Genomic DNA, 16,494 nt, shown 5'->3' with positions numbered 1-16,494 from the left:
AACAGAAGAATTTAGTATATCTAACAGTCATATGCAAACACAAAAAAGTGGTGCTGACCAAAGAAATCTGTGTAACTTAAAAAGGGTTTTTACGTCCCAACAAAGAATATTCATTTTGAAAAGAAAACAATTTTTTTGATATGGGGTGTGGAAGAATGATTAATAAAGTCGGTCAAATTATGTTGTATGTCAATGATCAGGACGAGGCTGTTCGATTCTGGACTGAGAAATTGGATTTCACTGTAATAGCTGAGGAGAACAACAATCAGGGATTTAGATGGATTGAAATCGCTCCAAAAACAGGGGCAGAAACAACCTTGATTCTGCATAATAAAGAATTCGTTTCAAAAATGTCTCCTGGTTTAAATCTAGATACCCCTTCTTTAATGTATTTCACAGACAGCATCGAACAATTACACAGTGAATTAAAGGGCAAAGAAATCACAGTCGGTGAGATTGTCAACATGCCAACCGGGAGAGTTTTTAACTTTGCAGATTTTGAAGAAAACTATTTTGCCGTACTAGAAAAATAGACATTCTTAAAACATTAAATGGATGCCAAGCATAACAGGTTCAGTGCCTGTCGCTAGATTTAATAATGTAATGCAAATAGACCATCAATTTGTAAAGAATATGATGGTCTATTTTTATTGATATAAAGGCATTTAGCAATAAATCTTTTTTATGAGGAATTTATAATCAATTTGAAGACTAATAGACACTTCTGTTAGGGTGCAATTATGTACATTTTAATTTATATTTGAGTTATTTTTGACAAAACCACCCTTTAGTTCAAACGTAATACTTGGCAAAGTCGATTCGAGCATATACATTGAAACTTTACTCAATTCATTTTATATCACATGGCGCACCTTCTAGAACAAAAGCTACTCTTTAACAAGAATCATTGAATTCCTTATTATTCTTTTCCGCTAAACTCTAAAATATTTAATCCCTCGGATGCCTCTGGTGCTTCAAAAAATGTAGTCACATGAATAAACACAGCTTCCGTGTCAAAAGCTGCTCTTTCGGGTTGTTCGTTTCGCCTTTGTGCAATTTGACGTAAGCACTGCTCGTTATTTAGATTTAGGAAAATTAGTTGATGGCTTGCATTGACTTCTGATGCAATATCCAAAAACCACTTTCGCAGTTTTTGAGTGTTAGCTGGAAAATCCATCACTACATCTGTGCCGACACTTAATATGTTTTGAACATGCTTTTTCACTAACGGCTTGAGCTGCGCTGAAAATTTTAGATAGTCTTCAAATGATGCAATCTGATTAGGATAAAGAGACGAAAGCCATTCATCCTCAGACAATAGGACCGCATGTTTATCTATCATCAATTGTTTTGATTTAGTTGATTTTCCAGCTCCCATTTTTCCGCACAAAAAGTATAGCGTCCCCATTTGTTTCATATTTTTAACCCCTCGCGCTTATTTTAGTCCAAACTTTTTACACCATAGAACAACGCATAAGCTACTTTAAGAACCATTTTTCAAAATAATGACCACAGCATAAACATAAACAGATTATTTCTTTGAATAAATAGAAAGCCCCCGGCCAATAAGATTTGCAGAAACAGGAGTTTTTCCGATTTCCCTTGCCCAAATTGATAATTGTCCTATATGGTGAATTTCATGGGCAATGGTATGTCGCATGATTTCCCCCCAAGTATCCGTCACAACTCTTCCATCTGGTAAGGTATCATAAAATAAACGATTTTCCATATTAGACTCCCAGTTGTTCACAAAGTTTTCAACTTCTAAATGAAAATGGGCGTCCAACGCTCTAACTTTTTTCAGGCTCTTATACTCTTCAAAGCTCTCTTGAAAGTCAGTTTTACCCTGTAAGAGGCGTATCCAGCTCCATTCGACATCAACTATATGAAAAAGTGTAAATAATATGCTTTTCATACCACCTGTTCGGTTTTGCAGTAGTTCTTCTTCATTTAAACCTTCACACCAACGATACCAGTCTTCTCTAACCATCCAGTTATATCTAAAAAAAGTTTGCAAAACAATCCCTCCTACCCATTCAAATGGAATAAACTATAAAAATAACTAAGAAACGAAACTTAATAATTATTACTATTTCTAAAACGTTTTTAGAATCCCTAGTTACACTATTTTGCCCCATTTGTTCCATGAGGAATTCAACCAAAAAAAGGCGGCTGATACTTCATGGAACCACTCACCGAAAAGGCTTTTTAAAAAAGAGTTAAATAGGAAAACAGAAACATCAGTATAAAATACCTATATTCTACAAGCGTTGATTTCTTTTTTGTTGAGCCTTTTTTGATATCTATCGTTAAAAAAGAAAGCAATACTATAATTAAAGAATAAGTAATTGCTTCTTTTATTGATGTTAGTCCAGTAACCAATGATAAGAGAAAACTAATACCTACTAATATCAATAACGATATAGTTATAAGCTCTGGTCTAAACCTTTTGACTCTTTGCAAACTAATCCTCCTCTCATGTAATTAACATTCATTCGCCCTGCTTCCTTAGATACACCTCTATTGGTCTACCTTCTCCTCCCTCTCCAAACACCTATTTGGAAAATAATCGCTGAATAAGTCAAGAAAATTGAAAGGGCTATGATGGTCTTTTGATGTTTAGTCCAGATATCGAGAAATGTTTTTTGGAGGTCGCCTTTTAGATGAAGATAGTAAATGTACACGACTAATAAGGAGAGAAACAATAAGAATACAAAACGGAGCATTCGAAAAAAAGAAACTTCATCAAAAGAGAATTTAGGATATTTCTTTCCCCTGTTTGAAAGACCTGTGTCAGCCATCAGCCACACCCCTTTTCTTCTGGTTCAAAAATACATTTAACCTAAATATTCTTTCTCCTTTGGCCGATTTCCTTTGCGTCTGTAATAAAATAACAAGTTTGTTCTAGCCTATTGTTCGTAATATAATGTAGAAAAACCTAAAAGGACGTTGTACCATGGCCAAACATAAAATCTATAAGATGAGCTTTGCAAGTGTCTACCCTCATTATGTTGCGAAGGCGGAGAGAAAAGGACGCACGAAATCAGAAGTGGATGAAATTATCCGCTGGTTGACAGGTTATAGCCAGGAAGATCTGGAAGCACAATTGGAAAAACAGACGGACTTTGAGACCTTTTTTGCAGAAGCTCCCGAACTGAATCCTTCGAGATCTCTGATCAAAGGTGTAGTCTGCGGAGTCAGGGTTGAAGACATCGAAGAACCGACTATGCGGGAAATTCGCTACATGGACAAGCTGATTGATGAGTTGGCAAGGGGTAAAGCGCTGGAAAAGATTTTGAGGAAATAACACTGTATTAGATAAAAGAAGTTTTATAATACCCAAATTAATTCACTCTTACAGTTGTTCCTTCATCGAAAAAGAAGCAGAGACTGCGATCCCTGCTTCTCGCTAAACCCTCATCCCAATCTTCTTTAAGCCTGCAAACCACTTACTTTTTAATCCTTCATCAAAACACCAGAAGATGAATGCGGAAACGACGGAATAAAAAAACAAGAAGCCATTATTCCTTATACTCGTGATCCAGTTACCCTGTGCTGTATCAAATATGAAGGTTGGTACTGCAACAAATAAAGCACCAAGGGAAACATGCAGCAAAGCTGCTGTTACCATCCGCTTATGTCCGTCTGTTCGTCTGGTTAGGAAATCCGCTAGTATCGAAGAAGGAATTCCGTAGATTAAGATGATGGGCAGCAAATATATCCCTAAAAAGAGCCCTGCTCCAAACTCTTCTAGTATAGAAAAAAGTGTGACCATTATTACCGTTGCCCCACAGGCAGAAATCAATTTTCTTAAAAACATTTCTATTCCCCATCCTGATTCATTTTCTGCAAAAAAACGGACCAATCCATCCCTGTTCATGGGTAATGGCAAAAGTCCATTTAAAATCCTTGCCACGACGTATAGGTCGGTATATTCACCCTCTGCCAACAATAAGTGTTTTGCCTTCAAGTCAGACGCATCCTCAACGAGCCAGACATCATCTGAATGCTGGAAGAAAATCAGGCAAGTGTCTTTGTACTGTTTGTCGAATCCTAGTTCCGCTCGATTCCCCTTCTCGCAAGGTCTCTTTCCATAACTGAACACATGCCATAGATAGCCACTTGCTCCACTATCAGCATGAAGGTAAATCTCCTTTTTTTCCATGGATGTTAAATGAGATGCAAATACTGTCTCCCACTGCTTTCTCATATCGTAACCAAAGTTTTCTGTTTTGCTGACCTGGTTTTTTATGCTTCTTAATTTATGAAAGAAGTCCATAACTTCCCCCCTAGTTACGTTTCTTCCTAACCATTCTACATTTTGGTGGTTTATTCCTGTTTTTATCAAAATCAACATTTGTAATTGAAAGTTGAGGTTGTGTTTATTTTAATACTATATGATGTTCATTGACTGAAGGGCTTTTTTAAAATAGCAATTAATCCTGTTTCATCTTTTTATCTGAAAAGCCCTGAAAGTGCTCGGATTCCGATTGAATAGCAATCAATTCGAGAAAATGACATAGGAGGCTTTATACAATGAAGAAAATGCTTCATTCCATCACAGACCGTGTTTCAACAAAGCGCGGCATGTGGATTACCATCATCGCCTGGCTGGTGTTGATGATTGGCTTAAGCGCCGGGCCTAAGCTTGGCGATTACAAGATTAACAATTTCCAATCGCTGCCCGATGAGGCAAAATCAATCATCGCACAGCAAAAAACGGAGGATTATTTCCCGAATGCACAGGGAACTCCAGGTATTCTTGTTTTCCATAACGAAAACGGCGTTATAAATCTTGATGAAGTGAATCAAATCCTTGACGGGATCATTGCTGAAGACATTGAGGGGATTAAGAATATAGTCGATACTCGTACCCTTCCTCCACAGGCACTGGGCTCCTTTATTTCTGAAGATAAATCTACTATGATTGTCCCTATGGAGCTTGAACCCGGATTGGGTAATGATGAGTATGCTGAAATCAACGATCGCGCAACAGAAATTGGAACTGGCATTGCTGACAAGCTTGAAAGCACGGCATTTTATATTACCGGACCTGCCGGAATTGCCGGGGATACAATCAAGCTTTTTGAACGGGCTGATTTCGTCTTGTTATTGGCGACAGTCGGTATTATTCTTGTTCTGCTGATTGTCATTTACCGATCACCGCTCCTGGCCATCATTCCATTACTGGCCACAGTGATTGTTTATCAGGTGGTTAACCAGAGTGTTGCCCTGATGGGAGCAGGCGGACTGGAAATCAATAACCAGACCACCTCAATCATGAGTATCCTCTTGTTCGCGGCCGTTATTGATTATTCGTTGTTCGTGTTCTCGCGTTTCCGTGAAGAATTGAATCATTATGAAAATAAATTTGATGCTATGAAGCATGCAATGCGCGCTACGGGCGAGCCTGTCTTCTTTGCCGGCGGAACCGTTCTTGCTGCGATGCTTGTACTTCTGTTTGCTGATTTCCGTGATTACCAGAACTTTGCTCCGATTTTCGGTACCGCCATGTTCTTTATCATGATTGCTTCCGTAACACTCGTACCTGCCTTGTTCGCCTTGTTTGGACGAAAAGCATTCTGGCCAAAGGTACCTAAATATGGTGTAGAAAAAGAGGTCAAGCATGGTGTGTGGGGACCTGTTGCTAAATTCGTAGTGAATAAGCCAGGGCTTTCCGGCGGGATTGTAGGCATCTTTCTGATTGTTACTGCCTTGAACGTTTTCAACCTTGAGTATGAATTCGACATGGTGAAAAGCTTCCCGGAAGATTTGCCTTCCCGCGTTGGCTATGAAATAGTTGAACAGAGATATGACAAGGGAGAACTCGCCCCTACTACACTGTTGATTGAAAGTGACAGAGCGTTATCTGAAGCAGATGCAATGAAACTCAGCGAAAAACTGCAGGCTGAAGAAGAGATTGCTTCAGTCCGCTTATCCGGATTGACGGATAATGGAGAAGCTGCCAAGTTCAGCGTTGCCCTCGCAATGAATCCGTACTCTGTCGAGGCAATGGATTATATTGAAGGTTTGCAGAATCAAACACCTGAAATTCTTGATAATTTAGGTCTGGATGCTGACGCCTATTATAGCGGAGTAACCCCTAAGCTGATCGACGAGCGCGAATACAATGATGGCGACATCATTAAGATTGCATCGCTTGAAACGATCCTGATTCTTGTATTGCTCGTAGTGCTGACTCGCAGCTTGAAAATGCCATTTTACATGATGGCCACCATCCTGCTTTCTTATCTATCCGCACTAGGCCTCGGTGTATTCCTCATCGATGTCCTGTTTGGATATGAGGCAATCAGTACCCGTGTGCCAGTCTATGCATTCATCTTCCTGGTCGCATTGGGAATCGATTATAATATAATTTTAGCGTCACGCTTTATCGAGGAACGCAAGAAACATAAAGTGAAAGAAGCATTGGAAATAGCCATCCGCAATACAGGCGGTGTCATTTCGTCCGCAGGGATCATTCTGGCCGCAACATTTGCAGCCCTAACAACGATGCCAATTGCCGACCTGTTCATTTTCGGATTCATGGTAGCGATCGGGATCCTGATTGACACCTTCCTTGTCCGCGGCATGCTGCTTCCTGCCCTGATTCTTTTCTTTGAAAAAGACAAGCAAACCAGTCCGGAGATTCAATAAAGAATGGAGAGGCCTCCTCTCCATTTCCCCTTTTAGGAGGCTGAAGTATGAGAATTTTGGTTGTAGATGATGATGCAAATATCCAAAGACTTGTGACCATCCATTTAACCCAGGAAGGTTATCAGGTGTTCAGGGCAAACGATGCCGAGGAAGCTTTGTCCTTGCTTGAGAATCACAATGTAGACCTGGCGATTGTCGATGTAATGATGCCCGGCATGAATGGCTTCGAACTGACTAAAATCCTGACCAGTGACTGGGAGATTCCCGTCATCCTCCTCACCGCAAAAGGCCAGTTAAGCGATAAAGAAGAAGGATTCCTGTCGGGTACTGAGGATTATATTGTAAAGCCATTCGAAGTGAAGGAACTTTTATTTAGAGTCGCCGTGGTCTTGAGAAGGATGCAGCGAGTTATCGATTCGATCATACAGGTCGGAAATATGAAGATTGATCGAAACAGTTTTGAGGTGGAGATCAATCAAGAAACGATTCTTTTTCCTCTTAAGGAATTCGAGCTATTAAGCATTCTGGCCTCACGGATGAATAAAACCACTCCCCGTGCGGCTTTAATTGAACAAGCCTGGGGAGCTGACTATGAAGGCAGTGAACAAACACTCAACACTCATATCAATCGGATTCGTGACCGGCTGAAGAAGCACCAGGCTTGTGTAGAAATTCAGACAATCCGCGGAATTGGTTACAGACTAGAGGAATTGAAATGAAAACTTTATACAGGAAGTTCATCATCGCAACCCTTCTCATCCTTGGAATCAGCATTATCATAGCTTTTATTTTGGCCAATTGGGTCTATATGACCTCGACAAAAGGAAGAATCGATCGGCAGAATGTGATCATTGCTGAAGAGATGGCCTCGAGTCTTCAACAAATGCATTCTACCAGTCATGTAAGCTTCGTGGCTTATCTTGATTCGGTCAGTAAACTGGGGTATCAAATCTACGTATTAAGTGAATCGGGTGAGGAATTCTTTTTCGGCGAACCTTTTTCAAAAAAGAACCTTCCACCTGAGGCAATGTCGGTGATTAAAGATAAAGAAATTTACCACGGGATGGATCTTTCAAATGCTGGCTGGATGATGATGAGCCATTTTTCAAACCAGCTTGATAATACCGTGGGCGTTCCCTTCACAATTGCTGACGAGAACTTTGGCTTATACCTGAGGCCAAATAATAAACTATTATTTTCAGATGTTCATGTCATTTTCGCCTGGTTTTTTGTTGCTGTTTCAATCGTGAGTATCAGCGGAGTCATCTGGTTTGCCAAGCACCTGATCAAACCAATCACCAAACTGACAGAAGCCACCAGGGAAATCACAAGGGAAAATTTCAACTTCCCTTTGAACATCTATCGCAAAGATGAAATTGGCCAGCTTGCCGAAAGCTTCGGCATCATGCAGACGCAGCTGCAGCATAATGATGAAGCGCGTAAATCGTTCATCAATAATGTGTCCCATGACTTTCAATCACCTTTGATGAATATTCAGGGATACGCAGAGCTTTTAAAAACACAGAAGCTTGATGAGGAGCACCTTGAATATGTTGAAATAATAGACCAGGAATCCAAGAGGCTGTCCAATCTGACGAAACAATTGCTGCTTCTTACTTCCCTGGATCAAAAATCCTACCCGATGAAGCTTGGTGTCACAAGGATTGACACACAGATCAAGGAAACAGTAAGACGGCATCAGTGGCGGCTGGAGGAAAAAGAGATTGAAATTTCTTACCAGCTCCCCCCTTCCCCGATTCAGGCGGACCCTGAACTGCTTATGACGGTATGGGACAACCTGCTCACGAATGCGATTAAATACAATCAAAACGGCGGCAGTATTTTTATCAAGATTACTCAGAATGATGATTACACCGCCATCATCTTCAAAGACACCGGAATCGGCATGACTGAGGAACAGGCCTCAAAGGTCTTCGAACGCTTTTATCGAGTCGATGCAGCCCGAAAGAAGGATGGCACGGGTTTAGGATTGTCAATCGTCAAACATATTATCGAGTTACACGATGGAACAATTGAAGTGGAGAGCGAGATTCAAATGGGTACGTCTTTTACGATAAAGCTACCGATAGAAAAACAAACGGAGGAATAAAAAAATGGAACAAACTTGGAGTATTCGGCTTATACGATTTGCAGCTATATTTGGACTAATTGGTACTTTCATGGGTTCACACATGGCGGGTGCTGGCGACTATGCCATGCGCCCAATCCACGCCCACATCCTGTTAGTCGGCTGGCTGTCCGTATTCGCCTGGGGAATCTTTTACAAAAACTATAAAATCAAATCTAAAAAACTCGTAGCCATTCACAGCATTACCGGTATGGTCGGTGCTCTGGGACTAACCGTCGGCATGTGGATGTACAACCTCAACCCCTTCAATCTGGGTGAAACTTTCGTAATGGTTCTGTTCATCGTCGGCGGATCATTACTGTTGGTCGCCTTTATTCTGTTTGTTGTGGTTACCTTTTTCATTGAAAAGACTAGCAACTAGGATGTTAGCTAATAAATCCCATAATTCAGGGTGCTTTTAATTAGATAGGCTTCACTAATACGAGAATTTTAAATACAGAATATAATTTAACAGGGGATTTCTCCCAATAACTTGATTAATAGGTAGTTATATAAGAATATAAAGAAACTCAGAGCCATAAAAAGCACTGAGTTTTTTTTATTAGTGTGTTGTTGAACATTTGCATCCATACGTTTAAGTCCATTTCTTCACAAACTTCTTTCAGGAATGTTACATGTATCTTCACTAATGGGTAGTGGCAGGAAAAAGTGATTTTCAACCACAAGGAAATTTCAAAAAAGCCCAACTTCTCTGCAAAACAAAATAGAGAAAGTGAGCTTTTCAGTTACTTCCTTATTTCTATTTGAATTAATATAAAACTGCTAAGTAGATTTTTCAGCTCGGCTATTTATTGAATTCATTAACTGGAAGTAGTATTCAGGTTTATGAGTCTTATTTAGGTTATACCAAGAATGTAATGTATCTGGTGCAAATACATCTAATTTTTTCAGTACTTCCATCGCAAATTCCAGAGGAGCTATTCCTGATGCAGTAATTAAATTCGCATCAGCTGCGGCTGATCCCACCTCATAGAACTCTTCTCCTTTATAGTTAGGACATACCATTTTAGTGTATTCTAAATTATTACTTGTATGCTTTCTAGTATCTAAGTATCCCCTATTCGCAAGGGCCTCAGTTGCACCACAAATTGCAGCAACAATAGTGCCAATTTTTAAAGCTTGGCCAATTCTTTCCAAGATAGGTTGATGAATTTCTTCACTCCAAGTAGTCCCTCCTGGTAAAATTAAAAGATCTTTACTCTCAAGAGTACATTCCTCAAGGGAAATATCTGGTTTTATGCTCAGTCCTCCCATAGTAGTAATCATTTCATTATTAGCTCCTACTGTAATTACACTTAAAGGTGATAAATCTTTTTTGAAATATCTTCCTGAGTTTAGTTCAGCAATTAAATATCCATATTCCCAGTCCGACATTTTATTAAATACATATAGAAAAACTTTTTTTGTTTGCATCCATTAACACTCCAATCACAATTGATATAGCTATTATAATAAAACTTCCCTGACAGTTAACGTCAGGGAAGTTATCATACTTGATGAAATTTTATTAATTCCGACAGAACTTCAATAAGTCTTTTCTTAAGACTTATTGGCTCAATAACTTTAATAGATTTATTGTACGGTAAAAGTAAATAAGGTACATATGTATGTATTATATCTTTTTCAAGAAGAAAAACTGCTTGATTTGAAGTCCGTTCTTGTAAATAATGTCCTAAAAACCAATGTTGGCAAATATCATCCAATACATTTTTATCCCCATTAATAACCAAAGAAATAATCCCTTCCTTATCTTCTATAGTAGGAAGAAGACTTTTTATAAAAAAGTCACGAGCTGAAAAATTTTCTGGCCGGTTAAACTTATTTTCGGTTAGCATTAGATTTTCAATTCGATTGACTCTAAAACTACGGATTTCATTCCTAAGCTGACAAAATCCAATCACATACCACTTATTATTCCAATAGATAATTCTGTACGGATCGACCACTCTATAATTTAATTGCTTTTCGCCACTTTTATGGTAAAGAATTTTTACGGAGTACCCGTCAGCAACGGCCTGCTCCAACTCTTTCAAAAAAGGTTCCTTAGAGAGTGAACTTAATCGATTTATTACTTCAAGACTAGTTAAATGTTGATTTATCTTTGTTTCCTGCTCTTGATTTGAGTATTTACTTAGTTTTGAAATAGCCCTATTAAGTGCTTCACCTCCATAATATCCGGCTTCTTCTGCAAAAACAGCAGCGTGGAATAGGGAAGTTTGCTCCTCAAAATCAAAAAAAAGAGGAGCCTCAATAAAGTTGTTCAATAAAGTGTATCCACCGTTATGTCCAGGTTCTGAAATTATAGGTACGCCACTTGTTGAAATGGTATCAATATAACGATACACAGTCCTTATATTCATCTCTAACTTTTCTGAAATTTGTTTTGCAGTAATTTTTTCACCTGAACGAAGCATCCATAGAATTGCTAACATATTGTCAATTTTAGGCATATAATTCCACCTTTTTATGAAATTTATTTTCTAACAACTTATACAATTCATTCATAAGCTCCTCCTACACAGTTTGCACCTATCCAAAAAAGAAAAACTTCTTTAACTCCTGCTTCGTTTGGTTAATAAACTACATAGCTGGATAAATAACATAAGCAATTATAGCTATGCTAATTGCAATCACAACTCAACTTCTGACTTTTATATATTCTAGTTTTTCTTTATCCAACTTTCATTCTCCTTGTTCAACATAACTGCAACTTTCTTAAATAAGAATACCCAAAAAGTGTTATTCCATTTGGATTATGGCAACCTATTAGATGATTTACATATTAATTCTTTTTTGCTCCATATCAAAGAATTAGGTATATTTATTTATCTTTTCACTGTCTTTTAGATATTCTGCAACATACTTTGCTTTCTAATACCCAGAAGCAGTGGTCAGTCCAAGCTCAACTTTGTCTCGAATTCACTCTATTAAATACCGCTTCTCTCAATGAGGTGATAAGATTCTTCTAATTGTTTTATTTATTTCTGAAGATCCTATCATTACATGCCCACCTTTGAATTAGTTAAGTTGAACCTATTATATAAACACTTAGGAAATTCTGTTTTAGTAGTTTAATAAGCCTAGATCCATTTAGCGAACCAAGCGACATAATACGCAGCTGGAATGAATATTAACTGAGCAGCAATCGTCCCCACCAATTTGGAGCTAACCATTGTGAGAGAATAACTTTTCAAGTATATATACTGACTTTGATTGTTAACTACCCTATCAGCCAAAACAGAAGCTTTAGGGTCTACAAACAAGGTTAGAAGAATAGTCGCGATTCCATTAATAATTCCAGATGACATCAATGCAGCCTGGGCATAATCACTTGGGACTAACATTGAAGCATAAATCGAAGAAAGGACACCTGTCGTAAAAACTGCAGAAATAATAACGTTAATTAAAAAAAGACGTTTAGGAATGGTCTTTAAAGTTACTCCGTTAAGGTATGACCATCTTGGAATCCTGTCACATTTAATAACTTTTTTAAAACCAGAGACATTGAATTGTTTGACAAATAGTGAAACTAAAGAACCACGCTCTTTAGATAGCTGTATAATTGCTCTTGAGAAAATATTTATAAAAGTGGGGAACAAAGCGATACCAAGTAAAACACCAATGGATGTAACACCGATTAAAATCCTGTATTGTTCCTCAATGAATTGAAGTTTATTTGTATCGGGAGCCTCTGCAATGAGTTTAGCGGTTAAGGGCTGCTGTATCATCGTTGAAAATCTTGAAATAATCACTAGTGTACTAAATAAAGATAAGGCAGTAGCAATTAACTTCACCCTAGCCCCTGATATTCTTGTAGAATAAGCTAATGTTTCTATCGTAGTTACAACCAATAAGAATACAGATATTAAAACGACTTTGTTTGTGATTAGTTCCATGTTTAGGACCCCTTTAAACTGGTATTATCTGTATTATAAATGAAATTTTTATCTTTGGAACTAATTTACATAACTAAACTTCTTTAACAAAACTGGCCTTTTCGTTGAATAATCCTTCATATCGTTTTAATAAAAATATCCAGAAACATGTTTCCATCTTTCAACATAACAAATAGCATACAATTTAGCACCATGACAATAATTTTTGTCACCATGCTAAAAAGTGCAAATTCGAGTGTAAAACGCTGATATATCAACAAAAAGATGCAGTCCAATTCCGTGGGTAATTGGACTGCTAATTTGTATGCGAATTAAGCTTTTGTACTCAAAAACCGAACGCGTTATGATTATAGGTATCCTTTTCTATTATTTTACCGAGTCTATGAAATGCTCTTTCTTAAGGAATCAATAATTTTCATTTCCTGGCTCGTAGTAATATGGATCATAATTATGTTTTTGCAATTCATTATCGTCTATAAATAACTTGCCATCTTTTAAATAGGTGGCTAACATAATGTTTTCGACACTTTTACCTGTTTTCCTCACCTCATTGCTAAGCCAGCTTTGTTCTAATTGCAGATATTTTAAATTATGGTAAATAACTTGACCGTCCATTATCAATGGAATTGGAACATATTCTTTCTGTGTCATTAAATTTAAATCATTGGGTTGGACTGGACGATATTCCGACTTAGGAATAACGCTAATACTGCCCGTTTCCTCCATAGTCGCCATTGCAATATTTTGCGTATCCGTATATCCTTTAACCCTTAAATGTGACAATAATTCATTCATAGGCATCCGCACTTTTTTTAGCCCTTTTCGATCAATATCTCCATTTCGTATTAACACTGTTGGTCTTTCATATAAAATCCATCTTAATTTATTATGTAAAGATAATCGAATTAAAATTTTATAAAGAATTACAATTATAACCGCATCTAATAATGCATTTTCCATTTTACTTTCCTCTACTGGCGCACTAATAATATTGGTCAAGACAAATATATATAGTAAATCGAAAGTATGCATTTGGGATACAGCCTTTTTTCCCGTTACTCTTAACAGCAAATAACCAACAGTAAAAACAATAAATGGATAATATAATATTTCCACATTCGCAACTCCCTGTATTACATTGTTACTCCTGTATTATTTTGCCCAATGTTGATTAAACAATTATGAACTTATATAAATGCGATCAACCATTTAAATAATCCTGCAAATTTAAAAGGATGAAATAAAAACCCAGTAAATGCTTTGTTGTTCAATATTAATTTAAATAAAATAGGCCGTGTCCTGCTGAATCAATGCATCCATTAGAACAAAGAACAAAAATGCTAAGATAAGGTCTAACCATTTTCCCCCATTCTTTTGACTTTACCAAACACATTCCATCCATTTTAATAAATATCAAAAGTTTCACTCCCTGCTTATTAGATTTAACCACGTCCCTAATAGAAACAGGAGCTTCTACTATTGTAGAAACCCCTGTTCCAAATATCTTTTGTTCATTTTTGTAAGTACAACAAGATTATCATCAAATTTTAATAAGGATAGGGTTGAGTAAGGGGAATCTCGAAAGTTTTTGTCTCTAATTTCTGAATCACTTTCTCTGCTTAAATCTATGAAATTAATTTCCTCCTAAACCAATCCTGCTAAGTTTGTTTAATAAAAATTAGACAGATTTAAAATTTCTGCCAACGAAATTAGAGGATACTGGTTGCAGTTCCACTTCTCTAGACCAAATAGAAAGTTGGCCTATATGATGAATTTCATGTGCAATAATATGGTGAAGTATGTCATTCACAGCATATTTTGCTTCATCCCAAGGCACACTGACACTCTTTTCTTTTACGTCATCCATATTTGTTTTTAGAAATTCAACTATTTCCGTATGTAATTTATCTGATAGAGATTTAACCTTTTTAAGTGTATTATAATCAGCAAACTGAAATACTACATCCTCTTTCCCCTGAATACCACGAATCCAACTATATTCCACATCAATTATATGGAAAAGTGTATATAAAATATTTCCTACTCCTCCCTTACGAGTCCTTAACAAATCCTCAATTGTTAGTTGCTTGCACCAGTCAAACCACTCATCTCTTACTTGCCAGTTATATTCAAAAAATTTTATCATTATCAACACTCCAATTTAACCCAATACAATATTTTTCTATGTAATGGAAACCTTTTCCTCCTTCAACTGCTGCCCCTTTACTTCAATATGAAAAAAGCATTTTTAATTAAAGAATGCCCCTTTAGTTTAAGTGTGACCTTCCAATAAATATTACCAGTGTACTTGAAGTTTATTGCCATTTAAATCAAAAAAATAAAAAAAGGCATGTCCATTATTCTCTTTTATATCCTCAACCTTCACACCATTTTCAATAAGGTGAGTATGAAATTTAGATAATTCTGGACTTGTAAAACCAATGCTAAAGGCTGGGGCATTACCAATTGTAAAATGTGCAAATGTATCATCATCAGTAGGGACTAGAATAAGTAGAAAAGGTCCCTCATTTACTTTTATAATGGCAAATGGATCCTCAGTAATGGATAATAATTGAAGCCCTAATATATCTCTATACCACTGTGCAGATTGCTCTAAATTTTTTACCGGGATTCTAATATAATGTACTTGTTCAATAAATGAATTACTCATAAACAACCTCTCCTTTATTTAGTATGTTTACAAAGTAATTCCCTATCCTTATCCCTTTTTCCTTTTTTGATCGAAGCTTCCTCGTTTGTTCAATAGGCTACTTTTCAGACGGTCTTATAAATGCATCTTTACACTTTGCATCAAACAGTGATATTGTTTCTGATTTGTATCCAAGAGGGCCTCTTCTCTATTTGACGGTATGTCCATATACCTGATATCTTCATTGAACTGTGAAACGGTAAAATCATATCGTACCCCATTGATTTCGTTGTAAAAATGCCAGCCTTCAGGTAACAAGGTCTTACTTATTTGTCCGCCAAGCAAATCATTTACTACTAACGCCGTTACACCGCATTGGCCTTTAGCAGGATTGTCTTTAGTCCATTTGGAACTTGTTTTTTTTGACCAAGATTTTAAGAATGCTTCTTGCAGTTTCATAATTGCTGCTTCCTTCATTTAAAGAAACTCCCTTATTTAAATTCGAACCTTTCCTAATTCTAACGAACCCGTATCTTTAACTTTATTAGCTGTCTCACATTCTTTAAAATTTTCAAGTCATAACCTGCCGTTTTTGCTACATAACGAATTCAATAAAAAGGTGCTTTAATCCTTCTTATCGCAAATAATCGTATAATTTTAAAAATGCCCAAACCCATATATACCAAGGGTGTGGACATTTTATAACCGTTTTTAATAAAGCTTTAATTTGTATTATACGAATAGTAATATCACTTGAATTTTATCTCATCTTTTAAATAAGTACATTTCTTCACAAAATTAGTTTTATTACAGGTTTGCTGCCTCGTTGGTTTTGATAATGAATTCAACAAAAAGGTGCCTTAATCCTTCGTGGATCAACGCACCCCAAGTAGAAGTTCAGACTTTTTCAATTCCATTTCCAGTTACAATAAAATGAAGATTATTTTCTTTTCGATTAAAGAGCCTCCTATGTTCACTATCCTCTTCAGAACTATCTGGAAATACCTCTAATTTGTAACCCCCAGACAAGGTTACATTAAATTCGAGGGTAAGTAATTTATGATCGGTTAAACTACATTACTTTATCTTTTGTTACTTAAGAAATATTTGGTTTGTTCCTCAAGCGCAGTAAATCTCACAGC

The 16,494-nt window shown here is 36.9% G+C and carries 16 protein-coding genes; 6 read left to right on the top strand and 10 right to left on the bottom strand.

Translation table 11 applies throughout. The features are described from left to right. Positions 1-155: 155 nt before the first annotated feature. Positions 156-533 carry a VOC family protein gene (locus tag B5X77_RS15190; protein WP_079508812.1) on the top strand — a complete coding sequence of 126 codons (378 nt, stop codon included), beginning with the start codon at positions 156-158 and terminating at the stop codon, positions 531-533. A 386-nt stretch (positions 534-919) separates the two neighbouring features. On the opposite strand, the gene B5X77_RS15185 is transcribed toward B5X77_RS15190, so the two are convergent. Further along, positions 920-1,417, bottom strand: coding sequence for a P-loop nucleotide/nucleoside kinase family protein (locus B5X77_RS15185; RefSeq protein ID WP_079508811.1), 498 nt, complete (start codon positions 1,415-1,417; stop codon positions 920-922). Positions 1,418-1,531: 114 nt separating this feature from the next. Further along, positions 1,532-2,017, bottom strand: coding sequence for a DinB family protein (locus tag B5X77_RS15180; RefSeq protein WP_079508810.1), 486 nt, complete (start codon positions 2,015-2,017; stop codon positions 1,532-1,534). A gap of 939 nt (positions 2,018-2,956) precedes the next feature. Here B5X77_RS15180 and B5X77_RS15165 point away from each other — a divergent pair. After that, entirely contained in the window at positions 2,957-3,307 is a 351-nt protein-coding gene (locus tag B5X77_RS15165) for a DUF2200 domain-containing protein (protein WP_079508807.1), read from the top strand. Between the two features lie 102 nt (positions 3,308-3,409). Here the strand turns inward: B5X77_RS15165 and B5X77_RS23770 are convergent, their stop codons facing one another. Beyond that, the gene (locus B5X77_RS23770) at positions 3,410-4,279 is read right to left on the bottom strand and encodes a DUF4275 family protein (RefSeq protein ID WP_257391818.1); all 870 of its coding nucleotides are present in this window, start codon (positions 4,277-4,279) and stop codon (positions 3,410-3,412) included. Between the two features lie 257 nt (positions 4,280-4,536). On the opposite strand from B5X77_RS23770, the gene B5X77_RS15150 reads away from it, so the two are divergent. Genes B5X77_RS15150 through B5X77_RS15135 form a run of 4 tightly spaced genes read left to right on the top strand, consistent with a single transcriptional unit; the run spans position 4,537 to position 9,167 of the window. Further along, positions 4,537-6,657 carry an MMPL family transporter gene (locus B5X77_RS15150; RefSeq protein ID WP_079508805.1) on the top strand — a complete coding sequence of 707 codons (2,121 nt, stop codon included), beginning with the start codon at positions 4,537-4,539 and terminating at the stop codon, positions 6,655-6,657. A 47-nt stretch (positions 6,658-6,704) separates the two neighbouring features. After that, on the top strand, positions 6,705-7,376 hold the full coding sequence (locus tag B5X77_RS15145; RefSeq protein WP_079508804.1) for a response regulator transcription factor: 672 nt from the start codon (positions 6,705-6,707) through the stop codon (positions 7,374-7,376). Further along, positions 7,373-8,767, top strand: coding sequence for a sensor histidine kinase (locus B5X77_RS15140; RefSeq protein WP_079508803.1), 1,395 nt, complete (start codon positions 7,373-7,375; stop codon positions 8,765-8,767). The genes B5X77_RS15145 and B5X77_RS15140 overlap by 4 nt, the downstream gene beginning before the upstream one ends. Positions 8,768-8,771: 4 nt before the next feature. Continuing rightward, a complete protein-coding gene (locus B5X77_RS15135) occupies positions 8,772-9,167 on the top strand; it encodes a hypothetical protein (RefSeq protein WP_079508802.1) in 396 nt (131 codons plus the stop codon). A gap of 401 nt (positions 9,168-9,568) precedes the next feature. Here the strand turns inward: B5X77_RS15135 and B5X77_RS15130 are convergent, their stop codons facing one another. The 7 genes from B5X77_RS15130 to B5X77_RS15100 all read right to left on the bottom strand — a co-directional run bounded on the left by B5X77_RS15130 (position 9,569) and on the right by B5X77_RS15100 (position 15,829). Continuing rightward, a complete protein-coding gene (locus B5X77_RS15130) occupies positions 9,569-10,219 on the bottom strand; it encodes a type 1 glutamine amidotransferase family protein (protein WP_079508801.1) in 651 nt (216 codons plus the stop codon). A gap of 74 nt (positions 10,220-10,293) precedes the next feature. Next, positions 10,294-11,256: a helix-turn-helix transcriptional regulator gene (locus B5X77_RS15125; RefSeq protein ID WP_079508800.1), complete on the bottom strand. Its 963-nt coding sequence runs from the start codon at positions 11,254-11,256 to the stop codon at positions 10,294-10,296. A 630-nt stretch (positions 11,257-11,886) separates the two neighbouring features. Further along, positions 11,887-12,702, bottom strand: a complete 816-nt coding sequence (locus B5X77_RS15120; RefSeq protein WP_079508799.1) for a lipid II flippase Amj family protein — start codon at positions 12,700-12,702, stop codon at positions 11,887-11,889. 405 nt (positions 12,703-13,107) lie between these two features. Further along, positions 13,108-13,818 (bottom strand): DUF421 domain-containing protein, encoded by a 711-nt coding sequence (locus B5X77_RS15115; RefSeq protein WP_079508798.1) that lies wholly within the window; start codon positions 13,816-13,818, stop codon positions 13,108-13,110. A gap of 562 nt (positions 13,819-14,380) precedes the next feature. Further along, positions 14,381-14,848: a DinB family protein gene (locus B5X77_RS15110; protein ID WP_079508797.1), complete on the bottom strand. Its 468-nt coding sequence runs from the start codon at positions 14,846-14,848 to the stop codon at positions 14,381-14,383. A gap of 150 nt (positions 14,849-14,998) precedes the next feature. Then, complete coding sequence (locus tag B5X77_RS15105; RefSeq protein ID WP_079508796.1) at positions 14,999-15,373, bottom strand: VOC family protein; 375 nt, start codon at positions 15,371-15,373, stop codon at positions 14,999-15,001. Positions 15,374-15,487: 114 nt separating this feature from the next. After that, positions 15,488-15,829, bottom strand: a complete 342-nt coding sequence (locus B5X77_RS15100; RefSeq protein ID WP_079508795.1) for a YunG family protein — start codon at positions 15,827-15,829, stop codon at positions 15,488-15,490. Positions 15,830-16,494: the final 665 nt, after the last annotated feature.

The organism is Mesobacillus jeotgali (assembly GCF_900166585.1).
Classification (GTDB): domain Bacteria; phylum Bacillota; class Bacilli; order Bacillales; family Cytobacillaceae; genus Mesobacillus; species Mesobacillus jeotgali_A.
Note: the sequence above shows the minus strand (reverse complement) of the source record. Positions and strands in the feature narration are given on the sequence as shown.

Coding starts and splice junctions, on each gene's coding strand:
- B5X77_RS15150 (WP_079508805.1), top strand. CDS start 4,537: ATGAAGAAAATGCTTCATTCCATCACAGACCGTGTTTCAACAAAGCGC.
- B5X77_RS15110 (WP_079508797.1), bottom strand. CDS start 14,848: ATGATAAAATTTTTTGAATATAACTGGCAAGTAAGAGATGAGTGGTTT.
- B5X77_RS15185 (WP_079508811.1), bottom strand. CDS start 1,417: ATGAAACAAATGGGGACGCTATACTTTTTGTGCGGAAAAATGGGAGCT.
- B5X77_RS15100 (WP_079508795.1), bottom strand. CDS start 15,829: ATGAAGGAAGCAGCAATTATGAAACTGCAAGAAGCATTCTTAAAATCT.
- B5X77_RS15120 (WP_079508799.1), bottom strand. CDS start 12,702: ATGGAACTAATCACAAACAAAGTCGTTTTAATATCTGTATTCTTATTG.
- B5X77_RS15145 (WP_079508804.1), top strand. CDS start 6,705: ATGAGAATTTTGGTTGTAGATGATGATGCAAATATCCAAAGACTTGTG.
- B5X77_RS23770 (WP_257391818.1), bottom strand. CDS start 4,279: ATGGACTTCTTTCATAAATTAAGAAGCATAAAAAACCAGGTCAGCAAA.
- B5X77_RS15135 (WP_079508802.1), top strand. CDS start 8,772: ATGGAACAAACTTGGAGTATTCGGCTTATACGATTTGCAGCTATATTT.
- B5X77_RS15125 (WP_079508800.1), bottom strand. CDS start 11,256: ATGCCTAAAATTGACAATATGTTAGCAATTCTATGGATGCTTCGTTCA.
- B5X77_RS15140 (WP_079508803.1), top strand. CDS start 7,373: ATGAAAACTTTATACAGGAAGTTCATCATCGCAACCCTTCTCATCCTT.
- B5X77_RS15105 (WP_079508796.1), bottom strand. CDS start 15,373: ATGAGTAATTCATTTATTGAACAAGTACATTATATTAGAATCCCGGTA.
- B5X77_RS15130 (WP_079508801.1), bottom strand. CDS start 10,219: ATGCAAACAAAAAAAGTTTTTCTATATGTATTTAATAAAATGTCGGAC.
- B5X77_RS15165 (WP_079508807.1), top strand. CDS start 2,957: ATGGCCAAACATAAAATCTATAAGATGAGCTTTGCAAGTGTCTACCCT.
- B5X77_RS15190 (WP_079508812.1), top strand. CDS start 156: ATGATTAATAAAGTCGGTCAAATTATGTTGTATGTCAATGATCAGGAC.